11 protein-coding genes are annotated in these 12,901 nt (G+C 61.5%); 3 read left to right on the top strand and 8 right to left on the bottom strand.

Going from position 1 to position 12,901, the window contains the following annotated elements:
* Positions 1-145 precede the first annotated feature (145 nt).
* Positions 146-928, top strand: a complete 783-nt coding sequence (locus AC5W54_RS14330; RefSeq protein WP_495962761.1) for an IclR family transcriptional regulator — start codon at positions 146-148, stop codon at positions 926-928.
* Between the two features lie 15 nt (positions 929-943).
* Here AC5W54_RS14330 and ilvB read toward each other — a convergent pair whose 3' ends face one another.
* The 8 genes from ilvB to AC5W54_RS14290 all read right to left on the bottom strand — a co-directional run bounded on the left by ilvB (position 944) and on the right by AC5W54_RS14290 (position 10,379).
* Positions 944-2,743 (bottom strand): biosynthetic-type acetolactate synthase large subunit, encoded by a 1,800-nt coding sequence (gene ilvB, locus AC5W54_RS14325; protein WP_495962760.1) that lies wholly within the window; start codon positions 2,741-2,743, stop codon positions 944-946.
* A gap of 2 nt (positions 2,744-2,745) precedes the next feature.
* The gene (locus AC5W54_RS14320; protein WP_495962759.1) at positions 2,746-3,489 is read right to left on the bottom strand and encodes a 4-carboxy-4-hydroxy-2-oxoadipate aldolase/oxaloacetate decarboxylase; all 744 of its coding nucleotides are present in this window, start codon (positions 3,487-3,489) and stop codon (positions 2,746-2,748) included.
* 96 nt (positions 3,490-3,585) lie between these two features.
* Positions 3,586-4,479, bottom strand: coding sequence for a TauD/TfdA dioxygenase family protein (locus AC5W54_RS14315; RefSeq protein WP_495962758.1), 894 nt, complete (start codon positions 4,477-4,479; stop codon positions 3,586-3,588).
* Between the two features lie 28 nt (positions 4,480-4,507).
* Complete coding sequence (locus AC5W54_RS14310; protein ID WP_495962757.1) at positions 4,508-5,476, bottom strand: Bug family tripartite tricarboxylate transporter substrate binding protein; 969 nt, start codon at positions 5,474-5,476, stop codon at positions 4,508-4,510.
* Between the two features lie 98 nt (positions 5,477-5,574).
* On the bottom strand, positions 5,575-6,720 hold the full coding sequence (locus AC5W54_RS14305) for an alpha-hydroxy acid oxidase (RefSeq protein WP_495962756.1): 1,146 nt from the start codon (positions 6,718-6,720) through the stop codon (positions 5,575-5,577).
* Between the two features lie 51 nt (positions 6,721-6,771).
* Positions 6,772-8,283: a tripartite tricarboxylate transporter permease gene (locus tag AC5W54_RS14300; protein ID WP_495962755.1), complete on the bottom strand. Its 1,512-nt coding sequence runs from the start codon at positions 8,281-8,283 to the stop codon at positions 6,772-6,774.
* 45 nt (positions 8,284-8,328) lie between these two features.
* Entirely contained in the window at positions 8,329-8,775 is a 447-nt protein-coding gene (locus AC5W54_RS14295) for a tripartite tricarboxylate transporter TctB family protein (RefSeq protein ID WP_495962754.1), read from the bottom strand.
* Between the two features lie 356 nt (positions 8,776-9,131).
* Positions 9,132-10,379: an MFS transporter gene (locus AC5W54_RS14290; protein ID WP_495962753.1), complete on the bottom strand. Its 1,248-nt coding sequence runs from the start codon at positions 10,377-10,379 to the stop codon at positions 9,132-9,134.
* 117 nt (positions 10,380-10,496) lie between these two features.
* Here AC5W54_RS14290 and AC5W54_RS14285 point away from each other — a divergent pair, with 117 nt between their 5' ends.
* Positions 10,497-11,276: an enoyl-CoA hydratase/isomerase family protein gene (locus tag AC5W54_RS14285; RefSeq protein ID WP_495962752.1), complete on the top strand. Its 780-nt coding sequence runs from the start codon at positions 10,497-10,499 to the stop codon at positions 11,274-11,276.
* Positions 11,273-12,889 carry an acyl-CoA mutase large subunit family protein gene (locus AC5W54_RS14280; RefSeq protein WP_495962751.1) on the top strand — a complete coding sequence of 539 codons (1,617 nt, stop codon included), beginning with the start codon at positions 11,273-11,275 and terminating at the stop codon, positions 12,887-12,889. Before AC5W54_RS14285 ends, AC5W54_RS14280 begins: the two co-directional genes overlap by 4 nt.
* Positions 12,890-12,901 lie beyond the last annotated feature (12 nt).

Below are 12,901 nucleotides of genomic sequence, written 5' to 3'. Positions count from 1 at the left end.
TAAAGCCGAAATATCTTATACTTTGGTCAAGCCAGGCGACACATCCGACGCCGCCGCCGATCGCTCCCCTGACGACGGTCTGGCAATCGGCCATGTCTCATGTAAGCTCTCGGGCCATGCCCGCAATGCGAAGAGAGGACAGGTGATGAAGCGAACTCCCAGCTCAGCCGGCGACAGTCCGGAGCGCGGCAAGGCCGAGAGCGTGAAGACAGCGGCGCGCACTCTGCGTCTTTTCGAGACGTTTGCCGAAGACCAGACCCCGCTGCCTCTGACGGACCTGGCCAAGCGTATCGATGCACCCATCAGCAGTTGCCATGCCTTGATCAAGACCCTCCAGGCCCTGGGCTACGTCTACGTGCTGGAACAGAAAAAGCGGGTTTACCCCACCAAACGTCTGCTGCAGATCGCCCAGGCCATCGCCGCCCACGATCCGCTGCTGGAAAGCGTCTCCCCCGTCCTGCATGCACTCCGCGACGAACTCGGAGAGACCGTCATTCTCGGCAAACGTCAAGGCGATGGCGTGGTGTACCTGGAGATCATCGAGGGAACCCACACCGTGCGCTACGCCGCCCGCCCGGGCGATGCCAAACCCCTTCACTCGAGTGCCATCGGCAAGGCCATGCTGGGACAGGAATCCGACAAGCGCCTGCAGGCGCTGCTCGACCGCCTCCCGCTCACCGCAGCGACAGGCCGAACGCTCACCGATCGCCACCAATTGCTCGATGACATCGTGGAAAGCCGCAAGCGGGGGGACTTCATCACACGTGGCGAGAACGTAGAAGACGTCATGGCCATTGCCATCGCTCGCCAGGTCTACGGTGAGACACTGGGCCTGGCAATCGCCGGCCCGATGGAACGCGTGACACGCAATCTCGAGCGCTATCGGAACGTCCTGAAACATCATGGCGATCGCATGACGGCGCTCTGACATGGCCCGTGGCATTCACGAATCGTCGATGCTGCCTTCTCCCCGGGAGAAGATCACCTCGCGATAACTGCGGCCGGCAGGAATCATCGGGAAAACATCGCTTTCCCGCTCTACGATCACGTCCAGTAAATAAGGTGCTGTGGGATCTGCCAGCATGCGCTCGATGGCGGCGGGCAAGGACGCCTTGTCCACTATCCGCTCCGCAGCAACCCCATATCCTCCCGCTATTGCGAGAAAATCCGGGTAAGGCGCACTCTCCCTGCCGATTTCGGCCTCGAACAGCGTGTCCGCCGTAGCCGACACGACCCGGTTGCTTGTATAGATCATGTCCTGCCACTGGCGAACCATGCCCAGCCACTGATTGTTGACCACGAATATCTTCACACCGATGCCATTGCGCCGGCAGGTGGAAAGCTCATTGATCACCATATTGAGGCTGCCATCGCCATCGATATCGATGACGGTGGAACCCGGCGACGCCACCTTCGCGCCAATGGCGGCTGGCAACCCGAATCCCATGGTGCCGAACCCGGAGCTTGACAGAAAACCGCGCGGCGTTGATACCCGGCAGTGTTGCATGGCCCACATCTGATGCTGGCCCACACCAGTAGTGACAATAGCGTCGGCTGTCAGATGACCGGCCAGACAGGCAATGGCCGACGCGCCCGTCATGACACCCTCTTCCGTTTTCGGGTCCAGCGGATGCCGATGGCCAACCTGCTTCAGATAGCCTTGCCACTCGCTGGTGTCAAGCGGCACAGCAATCTCGAGCAGTTGCCAGAGTGCATACCGAAGATCTGCGGTGATGCCCATGTACACAGGCTTGTTCTTACCGATCTCGTTGGCGTCTACATCGATGTGAACGATACGGGCAGCATGGGCGAACGCCTCGGGATCGCCGATGACCCGGTCATCGAAACGAACCCCCAGAGCCAGTACGAGATCGGCTTCATTCACCGCCACATTGGCCATCTGAGCCCCATGCATGCCCAGCGGCCCAAGCATGAGGGAATGGTTCGCCGGCATGGCGCCCAGCCCCATGATCGTCAGTGCGACAGGACATGCCAGTCGCTCCGCCAGCTTGACCAGTAAGGCGCCGGTGTCCGAGCTGATAACGCCACCGCCCGCGTAGATCACGGGACGCTTGCTGGATCGTAACAGGTCACGGAGTGTCTCGGCCTGTTCGGCAGACAAGCCCGTCGTCGTGTTGGAGGACCCCGTTGTCGTGTTGGAGAACGTTGTATGGCGCGACATATCGAGACCGGCCAGCGCCGGCATGGCCGGCAGTACCGCCTGCTGGACATCCTTCGGAATGTCCAGCAGTACCGGGCCGGGGCGCCCCTCAAGCGCCGTTCGGCACGCCTGGGACAAGGCAGCGGCCACCTCCTCCACGGCCCCGACCTGAATTGCCTGTTTCGTAATGGGCGTGACGACCGAGACGATATTCACTTCCTGGAAGGCATTACGCCCCAGCCAGGTCGTCGCGACGTTTCCCGTAATGGCCAGAATCGGGATGGAATCGCTATTGGCATCGGCGATCCCCGTCACCAGGTTGGTCGCGCCCGGGCCAGACGTGGCCAGGCATACGCCAAGACGGCCACTGGATCGCGCGTAACCCTGGGCAGCGAAAACGGCACCTTGTTCGTGCTCAGTGCGAATCAGTCGAATGTCCACACGGGACAGGGCGTCCAGGATCTCGAGGTTTGCACCGCCCGGGTAGCAGAACACCGTGGTCACACCCAGTGCCACCAGGCCATGAGCCAACACGTCGGCGCCCTTGACAAGCTCCCTGGCCACCGGCTGCATGGTTTTCATGGCTAGCGCATCCTGTCTTCAGTGGCTCCCCCCTCGGAGGGCCCATCATCAAAGGCCATGTCGAGTTCGTTGATGGTCATTCCCGCATAGCTAGCCGCCGCCCCGCTCAACTCCCAAACGGAGGTGCCGTCGGCAATTGCCGCGCTGGCTTCGTCCTCCTTGTGCATACGGGCGATGGCAAGGTCCACCACCTCGTCGGCACATTGCTTCGGCACACGTAGAACGCCATCTCCGTCGGCGACAATGAGATCCCCCGGGTTCACGGTCACGCCATCGCACACGATGGGCGCATTGACCGAACCGTGCCCACGCTTGTCCGGATGAATCGAACTGACATGCGTGGACCACACCGGAAAGCCGAGGGTCCGGACCGTGTCCGTATCCCGTACACTGCCGTGGACCACGACCCCGGCCAGCCCTTTCTTCAGCGCGTACCGTGTTGCCACATCGCCCCACTGTGCGCCCGAGGTCGGTGCGGCGCAGACTACCACCAGCACATCGCCGGGCTGTGCCAGGTACAGGGCACGATGCATCATCAGGTTGTCGCCTGGCGAGCAGTAGGCCGTGACCGCGGGGCCAGCGATTCTCGCTCCCTCCTGCCGCGGACGCATGGCGCTGGACATGAGTCCGGAGTCACCGGTCAAATACAGGGCCTCATGCAGGTCGGACACCGTGACGGCACGGGCCCTGTCGCAGACGGCGTCATCAACGCGGTTTACGCGCAGATACACTTTCGATCGCAGCACGCCGCTTCTCCTCTTCTCGTTGAGGTTGAACCGCCTGGAAAGGCGGTAGTCGACTGCCCTGACCTAGCGTAGCGGGCCACGGCAGTCTTGATGGCCCTAGTGCGGCGAGCAGTAAGCATCGCTGGGAAGACGGAACGTCGTACGCTTCATGAGCCTCGGTTGATCGAGGCGCATTTCGTCGCGGCGGTGCATGGTGCAGCCGTTGTCCCACATGATCACATCGCCGTTGGAGCACTTGTGTCGATAGACGAAGTCCTCCCGGCCGCCGATCTCGAAGAGGATGGGAAGAAGACGTTCATTCTCTATCTCGCTCAGCCCGTCGATGGCCACCAGCGTAGTAGGGTCGGCATATAACGCCTTTCTGCCGGTAATCGGATGCGTCAGCACCACCGGGTGATGGGCGTCCGGCAGGCTGGTCATGGCCTTGACCTGCTCGCTACTCTTGTCCTGAAGTTCCAGCGGATTGAGAATGGCAAGACGCTTCTCGTACTTGTACACGCCCATCCTGCCGTCGATCTTTTCCTTGATGTCATCCGGCAAAGCCTCCCAGGCGGCGTACTGGTTCGCCCAGTAGATATCGCCGCCATCCTTGGGCACTTCCACGCCATAGAGCAGGGCACCCGTGGCCGGCCTCTCCTTGAAGGTCTGGTCCGAGTGCCAGTCGACATCCTCGCCGCCGGCAAAACCACCGATGAAGCTACCATCGGCATAGCGCAGGGTGCTGAAGTAAATGATTTCCTCGAAGTATGGCGACTGGATATCCTTGCGGTTGGCGCTTTCGCAATGACCGAAGAACCCCGAGAATCTTACCTGCTCACTCTCTTGCATGCACTGTCGCCTGAACACCATGACCGGTGATTGTTGCCACAGCTTCCGGAGTTCCTCCATGGCATCGCTGTCCTGCAGCAGCAGATCAATACGCTCATCGACTTCTACGACGAAATCGTCCTTCAGAAACCGATGTTTCACTTTTCCCGTTTGAACTGACATAGCAATCTGACTCCTGGAATGTTTTGACTTATCGGCCGTCGAGACCAGCGGCACGGATGACCTCGCCGTAACGGTCCCGCTCACCCTGCTCCCACGCTTCCAGTTCCTCGCGCTCCATCCAGGGCGCCAGTTCGAACCCCAGGTCGCGCATGGCGTCAGCAGTGGACGGATCGTTCAGGATCGTGCGCATTTCGTCCCGCAGACGCTCACGGACCTCATCTGGCGTGTCAGAGAGAACGTAGAGTACGTTCCAGGCGGTCACACTGAATCCATCGACCCCCTGCTCCGCCACTGACGGCAGATCAGGCAGGGAGGAGGCGGCACTCGGGGATGTAACGGCAATGGGTGTGAGCCGCTCGAAGTGGCGACGTGAAGCGCCCAGGGTGTCGATCAGTACCGGCACCTGATTGCCCAGCACGGCAGCAGTGGCTTCGGCGGAACCGCCGTAGTTGATGCCATTCAGGGGTGCGCCTTCGTCTTTCAGCAGTTCCAGTACCAGTTGGGCCGTGACACTCGGCAGTGCAACATCCACCTCACCCGGATTGGCCTGGGCATACTCCATCAGTTCCGGTATGGAGCTGACGCCGATGGAAGGATGAGCCGAGATCGCCATAGGAATAACGATGGTGGCGGCAACAGGATCGAAGTCGTCGGCCGCATCGTAGCCAGGATCCTCGAACATGGCCGGATTCATGGCATGCGTTCCGGAGGCCCCCATCAGGATGGTGTAACCGTCCGCCTCTTCGCGGGACGCCGACGCCGTGCCGACATTGCCACCGGCACCGGGCCGGTTGTCTACCACAACATTCTGTCCGAGTGCCTCAGACAGCTTCTCGGCATAGAAACGAGCGGCCAGGTCCGTCCCCTGGCCTGCGGGATAAGCCACGACCATGGTGATGGTCCGGCTTGGATACTCATCGGCGATGGCACCACCGGTCAACGCCAACGCAGCCATTGCACCAACCGCTGCTCCGAACAGTCTGGATTTGACAGTCATCTCTGGTACTCCTTGCATCAAGTCCCGATCGGGACGCGGTTTATGTCTCCTCGCCCGGAATCGAGCGGAGAGTATCGATGCAGGGCCGCGAAATCCGTCTACCGCAGGTATTCCGGACCAAGCGCATCAAAGCTGGTGCAGCCGATCTGTCCCAAGATCAGGTCGATCTCGTTTTGGATGATTTTCAGCGCCTTGTCGGCACCGGGCTTTCCGCCGGCCACTACGGCATACAGCGTTGGCCTGCCAAAGAAACAGAACCGTGCTCCCAGGCAGCGGGCAATCACGATATCCGAACCACGACGAACGCCGCTGTCCAGCATGATCTCCAGCCGATTCTCGACGGCCTCGCGGATCTCGGGTAGTAACGCGATGGGCGATGGTGCGCAGTCCAGCTGCCGGCCGCCATGATTGGAAATAATGACGCCCTGAGCCCCCAGATCGACCGCCATGCGCACGTCCTCTGGATGCATCAGCCCCTTGATGACCAGTGGCCCCTTCCAGGCATCCCGAATCCATTTCAGTGTGTCCCAATTGGTCATGGACGCCGGTGTCAGGCTGCCGTACAGATCTGCGATCTCGGCAGCGCTCGCGCCCTGGCGGCCGTAAGGCTGCCAATTGTTCATCATCGGCATGCCGCCGGAGCGCAGATAGCGCAGCACCCATGCCGGATGCCCCAGGGCGTCGAGTACGATAGCCGGCGTCATCCGAAACGGACGAGTGAAACCGTTTCGCCGGTTACGCTCGCGGTTCGAGTTCACTGGCACATCCACCGAGATCACCAGCACCTCGATATTGGCATCGGCGGCGCGCCGAATCAGATCCCGATTGATCTTGTCATCGGACGTGCAGTACATCTGGAACCACAGATTCTGCGGTGCGATCGTCGCCGCTTCTTCCAGGGAAATGTTGCTGGCGCTTGATAGCAAGAACGGTACATTCGCGTCCCGTGCTGCCGCCGCCAGCATGCCGTCAGCACCTTCGCGAAACAGGCCCGCCAACCCGGTGGGTGAAATGCCGATCGGACTCGAATAGGTCTTGCCTAGCACCGTGGTGGACTGATCCCGTTCACAGACCCCGGCCAGATACCGGGGAACCAGCGTATGCTGCTCGAAGGCACTCCGGTTGCGCTTCAGACAGACTTCGTCGTCGGCCCCCCCGTCGATGAAATCGAAGGCGATCTTCGGCAGTTTGCGCCGGGCCATGACCCGGAAGTCATGCAAGTTAATGGCTTGGTCGATGTTCATGCGCTGAATCAACTACTCGCTGTTGTTCAAAACCGGTCAGCCCCATCGTCGTCAGGCTTTCGCGTCATGGAGATTCTTCACTCGCCTGGAACGTAGCGCACTGAAGATGCCCCAGAGGAGAAGGGCCGTGCAAAGCACCAGAATCGTCGCACTGATTGGTCGTTGCAGGAATGTCATCGGATCACCGCGAGAGATGAGCAACGCCCTGCGGAGGTTCGCCTCTATCAATGGACCGAGAACAAAGCCCAGAAGTAGCGGTGTGGCATCGAAACGAAGGATCCAGATCGCATAGCCGATGGCGCCAATGATAGCTACCATGAGAATATCGAACGTGCTGTTATTCACGCTGTAAACACCCAACGCAATGAAGATTAAAATAGCGGGGTACAGCACATGGTAGGGAATGCGAAGAATCGACACCCATAGCCCGATCAGCGGGACATTCAGCACAAGCAACATGATGTTGCCAATGAGAAAACCGGCGACCAGAAGCCAGAACAGCTCGGGCTGCAACACCAGCAACATCGGCCCGGGCTGGATGCCGTGAATGATCAGTGCCGTCAGCATGAGCGCCATCACCGCATCTCCTGGGATACCAAGTGAGAGCGTTGGAATGAAGGAGGTCTGACTGGCTGCATTATTCGCTGCTTCAGGCCCCGTCAATCCTTCGATCGCCCCCTTGCCGAACCGGGAGGGGTCTTTGGCTACTTTCTTTTCCACGGCATAGGCCATGAAGGAGGCAATCGACGGCCCGGTACCCGGCAGCGCACCAAACAAGCCGCCCACCCCGGTGCCACGAAGGATGGAGCCGACGGAGCGTTTCGCCTCCGACCATGTCGGGAGCATGCTGCCGAACGAGATCTTCTCCTTCGGCCTGCTGTCCGGCCGGCTGTTGCAGCTGCTGATCACTTCAGACACGCCAAAGACCCCCATGGCCAGCGCGATGAAGTTGATGCCATCCAACAGCTCGGGAATGCCAAAATGGAAGCGATGTACACCCGTATTGACGTCCGTACCGATGGTGCCGAGAAACAACCCCAATACCACCATGCTCAGCCCCTTTACCGCGGAACCGGAAGTCATGGTGGACGCAGCCACCAAGCCCAACAGCATCAGAGAAAAGTATTCCGGTGCACCGAAATTCAGGCCAATCTCGGCGACAGCGGGTGAGAATAGCGCCAAGCAAAACAGCCCCACCATAGAGCCAACGAACGACGCGATGGTGGTCATGAACAGAGCCACTGCCGCCCTGCCCTGCTTGGCCATGGGGTGTCCATCCAGACAAGTCACCGCGTGGGATGGCGTGCCCGGAAGATTCAACAGGATCGACGAGGTGGAACCACCGTACTGAGCACCGTAGTAGACCCCGGCCAACATGATGATCGCCGCGGCCGGCGGGATATGGTAGGAGACCGGCAGGAGTAGCGATATGGTGGCCAGGGCACCAATACCGGGCAGAACGCCGATCAACGTCCCGATGAAAACCCCGAAGAAGCAATACATCAGGACATCCAGCGACATGGCCGCGCCGAATCCGGTGAACAGAGCGTCAAGACTACCCATCAGACATCCCAGAACCGGCAACCACCGGTCTCTCGCTCTTGTCGGTCAAAAAACACTCGGCCATAGAGGCAACCTCATATTGAGCCCAAGCATGAAGACCACATAGGTAACCCCCACAACGCACACCACGAGAACAAGACGGCCTTTCAACGCCAGTACCGGCGACGCCATCGAAGACAATAGCACCGCCAGACCAGTGCTGAGCAGCAGCCCGAGGGTACGCAGCGTCAGGGCATAGAACAGCAGACTGCCGACGACGAGCAGATAACTGCGCCAGTTCACGCTGATCGGCGTTCCTGTTCTGAAAAACGCGGGAATGGCAATCAAGCAGCCGAAGATCGCCAGCAGCACGCCCAGCACCAGAGGGAAATACCCCGGCCCCATATTGGCCAGGGTGCCGATGTCATAGCGTTGTACATAAATGATGATGAACACACCGACAGTCAGCATCAGCATGCCGCCAACGAGGTCTCGGTGATCGATTGACGTCACACGCACTCCCTCCATACCGCGCAGGACACCGTGCTGGCCGACGAACGCGCTTCTCCCATCGGCAGGGTCTCGGCATTACACCAAGACAGGCTGACAGTGACGTTCTCAGCACTGAATAGAACAAATCTTGCCAGGCAATGCCTTGTTTTTTCGTCGTTCAGGGGCGTCATTATTATTGTCCTCTTGCAATTGCGAATCCCTGGGCGCCATCGCCATGCCCCTCCCTGGGTACCGCTGTACTTACTAATAACCCAACATTCCAATATTTTCCACTGTATGCATAAACTTTCGGCATACTGAATATTTCACCCGGTCGCAAGCTGTTGATGTGCCGACATCCTGATACGTCATGGCGTTCACCTGTCGATGCCGTGGGCGTTCGGCGCCTCCTGGGGGCGGCTGGACTCCCTGAGACAGAAGAGGGCCAGCAGCGAGGCCACCACCGGCAACAGGAAGCCGATGGCGTAGCTGCCGCCCAGCGCCACGATCAGGCTGAACAGCGCCGGCCCCGTCAGTACCCCCATGTACGTGAGTACCAGTACGGCGGCCGTTGTCTCCGCCACTTCCCCCTGGGGGCTGCGATTCGCCACCTCCGAGAGGTACACACCGTTCCAGCCGATGGCCGTCGCCCCGACCGCACTCAGCAAGACGATCACCAGCCATGGCGGCGTGCCGGGGACCAGTTGGGTCATGGCCAGGAACAACAGCAGCATTGCGACCGTCAGCCCGTGAAGTACCGGCACACTTCCCCCCAGCCGATCGGCCAGCATCCCCCAGCCCACGCGCCCGAATACGCCCGAGGCGTGTATGACGGACATGATGATGCCGGCCGTCACCAATGAGACCAGCAATTCCTCGACCATGAATGCCACGGCGAAACTGAGCAGCGACAGCTGAGCGGCGGCCAGGCAGAACCCGACCAGGCCCAGCCACAGCATGGGACGCCGTCGATACAGCACGTTCAGGCTGCCGAACCCCTGCATGCGAGCAGAGAGAGCCCGGTCGCTGTCCCAGAGCCGTCGACGGATCTGGAGCGCCAGCGATGTGACAAGCGTGCTGATTCCCAGGGCCGCGAAAGCGCCATGCCAATCCCACGCCTGAGCCAATGAGGGAGCAACGGCCCCCGCCAGTACACCCCCCAGAGGAACCCCGGACTGCTTGATCGAATAGATCAGGTTGCGATGTTTGCGTGGCGTGAAGCGTGCCAGCAACTGGGCTGCCGCCGGGTTGGTCAGCCCATAGGCCATCCCCAGGAGAACCGTTGCCGTCACCAGCATCGCGGGCGTGCCAGCCAACGCAACCGCACACCCTGCGGTGACCAACAGCATGGCTACCTGACTGGCCCGGCAGGCTCCGAGCCGCCGGGCGAGCGACCCCGCCTGCATCGAGGAGAGCATCGCCACGCCATATAGCAGGCTGACCTGCAACCCCACCAGACTGGCCGGCACACGGAAGTCGGCAGCGATCCGGGGAGCCAGCACGGGAACCAGTAGCATGGCGGTGCTGCACAGGGCCTGCACCCAGGTGGTGGCGGCGAGCACCGTCATTGCATCTCGCGACCCGATGCCCTCCTCGCCGGACACCTTCTCCTCGTTACGATTCATCACGCCCCCGCTGGCCGGTATATCCCTGTTGGTCTTGACAGGCACTATTTCACATACAAGTATAGTTATTCAGTATAGTGTAAATACAAGTCACAAGTGCCACCCAGGAGAAACCCGATGGCAGCCGCTCACCTCGTCGTCGACTCGGATGGCCCCCTGCTGCGGGTGACCATCAACCGCCCGGAAAAACGCAATGCCCTGTCCCGTGCGGTACTCGACGATCTCGCCGACGCCTTCACACAGCACGCCGAGACGCCCGGGCTCAAGGCCGCCGTACTGACCGGCGCCGGCGACAAGAGCTTTGCCGCCGGCGGCGATCTGCGCGACCTCTCCGCGGTGCGCTCCGACGCCGACGCCGTGGCCATGAGCCGCGATGCCCGACGCGCCCTCGATGCCATCTCGCGCTTTCCGGTCCCGGTCATCGCCGCCCTCAACGGCGACGCCCTGGGCGGTGGCGCGGAACTCGCGGTGGCCTGTGATTTCATCGTCGCCGGCCCCACCAGCCGCATCGGTTTCATCCAGGGCAAGCTCAACATCTCCACCGCCTGGGGCGGCGGTCCCCGGCTGCTGCAGCGGGTGGGCGCGACCCAGGCCCTGCGGCTCCTGTCGCGGGCCGAACTGCTCACGGCCAACGACGCCCTGCGCATCGGCCTCATCGACCAAGCCACTGCACCCGGCGACACACTCGACAACAGCGTGGCGGCGTTCTGCCAACCCATCCTCGCCCAGGTTCCGCAGGTGCTCCGGGCATTCAAGGCACTGGCCAACGCCCATCGCGATGGCCAGCCAGCGGCCGCCCTCGAGGCGATCGAGACCCGCCATTTCGTTGAGACCTGGACCCACGACGACCATTGGGCCGCCGCCGACAAGGTGCTGAACAGCAGGAGGACCCGATGAACGATTCAGCCCCCCAGAACCGCACCCCACCGATTCCCGAGCCGTACACCGCATCCGGTATCGAGATTCCCGAGCTGGTGACAGCGGACATGCTGCAGCACCCCGACCCGGGGCTGCCCGGCAAGCCCCCCTACACCCGGGGCATCTTCCCCAACGGCTATCGCGGGCGGCTGTGGACCTTTCGCCAGTACTCGGGATTCGGCACGGCGGAAAACACCAACGAGCGCTATCGCTTCCTGCTGGAGAGCGGCCAGACCGGTCTCTCGGTGGCCCTGGATCTCCCAACCCAGTGCGGCTATGACCCGACCGATTCCATGGCGCGCTCCGAAGTCGGCAAGGTCGGTGTCTCGCTGTCCAACCTCGCCGAAGCCGAGATCCTGTTCGACGGCATCGATCTGAGCGGCATCTCCACCTCCTTCACCATCAACGGCACCGCGGCGATCATCTATGCCATGTACTGTGCGGTGGCCGACAAGCAGGGCGTGCCCCGCGAGAAACTCACCGGCACCATTCAGAACGACATCCTCAAGGAGTACGTGGCCCGCGGCACCTGGATCTTCCCGGTGCGGCCCTCGATGCGGTTGATTTCCGACACCATCCTGTTCTCCAACCGCGAGACACCGCGCTTCAACCCGATCAGCATCGCCGGCGCCCACGTGCGTGACGCCGGGGCCACCGCGGTCGAGGAGCTGGGCTACACCCTGGCCAATGGCCTGGCCTACGTCGAAGAACTGATCCGCCGCGGCGGCGACGCCACCAAGTTCGCCAACCGGCTAAGCTTCTTCTTCTACGTGCACATGGATTTCTTCGAGGAGATCTGCAAGTTCCGCGCGGCACGGCGGCTGTGGGCCAGGCTGCTCGAGGAGCGCTTCGGGATCACCGACCCCAAGGCGCAGCGACTGCGCTTCGGCGTGGTCTGCGGCGGCTCGTCGCTGACCGCCGCACAGCCCTACAACAACATCGTGCGCGTGGGAATCGAAACCCTCGCGGCGACGCTGGGGGGCGCGCAATCGGTGTTCACCTGCGCCTACGACGAAGCCTTCCAGATCCCCACGGAGTTCAGCGCCGAGCTCGCCCTGCGAACGCAGCAGATCATTGCCTACGAGAGTGGCATCTCCAAGACGGTCGACCCACTCGGCGGCAGCTACTACGTGGAGTGGCTGACCGACCGCATGGAAGAGGAAACGCGCCGGGTCATCGAGGAAATAGACGACTACGGTGGTGTCGTGAAGGCGATCGAGGACGGCTACCTGCAGGCGCGCATCGCCGAACGTGCTCACCAACGCAAGCAGAAGGTGGACCGGGGGGAAACGGTGATCGTCGGCCAGAACTATTTCCGCCGCGACGACCAGACCGACGATTTCGGGGAGGTGTTCAAGGTCGACCCGCAGGCCTCGGAGCGCGTGCAGGAGAAATACCAGCGCCTCCTCACCGAGCGCGACCCGGCCCAGGTCGAACGGACCCTGAAGGCGCTGGAAAAGGCCGCCGGTCAGGATGACGAGAACCTCATGCCCTACCTGATCGACTGCTGTCACGCTTACGCCACCGTGGGCGAAATGGTCGCCACCCTCAAGTCGCAATGGGGCGAATTCCAGGAACCCATTCGTCTGTGAGCGCGGCCCCCG

The sequence above is a fragment of the Halomonas sp. LMYGS-3 genome (genome assembly GCF_059509875.1).
Note: the sequence above shows the minus strand (reverse complement) of the source record. Positions and strands in the feature narration are given on the sequence as shown.

Bases quoted from the DNA above. Each gene is read 5' to 3' on its own strand.
- AC5W54_RS14330 (WP_495962761.1), top strand. From the start codon at position 146: ATGAAGCGAACTCCCAGCTCAGCCGGCGACAGTCCGGAGCGCGGCAAG.
- ilvB (WP_495962760.1), bottom strand. From the start codon at position 2,743: ATGAAAACCATGCAGCCGGTGGCCAGGGAGCTTGTCAAGGGCGCCGAC.
- AC5W54_RS14315 (WP_495962758.1), bottom strand. From the start codon at position 4,479: ATGTCAGTTCAAACGGGAAAAGTGAAACATCGGTTTCTGAAGGACGAT.
- AC5W54_RS14310 (WP_495962757.1), bottom strand. From the start codon at position 5,476: ATGACTGTCAAATCCAGACTGTTCGGAGCAGCGGTTGGTGCAATGGCT.
- AC5W54_RS14305 (WP_495962756.1), bottom strand. From the start codon at position 6,720: ATGAACATCGACCAAGCCATTAACTTGCATGACTTCCGGGTCATGGCC.
- AC5W54_RS14300 (WP_495962755.1), bottom strand. From the start codon at position 8,283: ATGGGTAGTCTTGACGCTCTGTTCACCGGATTCGGCGCGGCCATGTCG.
- AC5W54_RS14290 (WP_495962753.1), bottom strand. From the start codon at position 10,379: ATGAATCGTAACGAGGAGAAGGTGTCCGGCGAGGAGGGCATCGGGTCG.
- AC5W54_RS14285 (WP_495962752.1), top strand. From the start codon at position 10,497: ATGGCAGCCGCTCACCTCGTCGTCGACTCGGATGGCCCCCTGCTGCGG.
- AC5W54_RS14280 (WP_495962751.1), top strand. From the start codon at position 11,273: ATGAACGATTCAGCCCCCCAGAACCGCACCCCACCGATTCCCGAGCCG.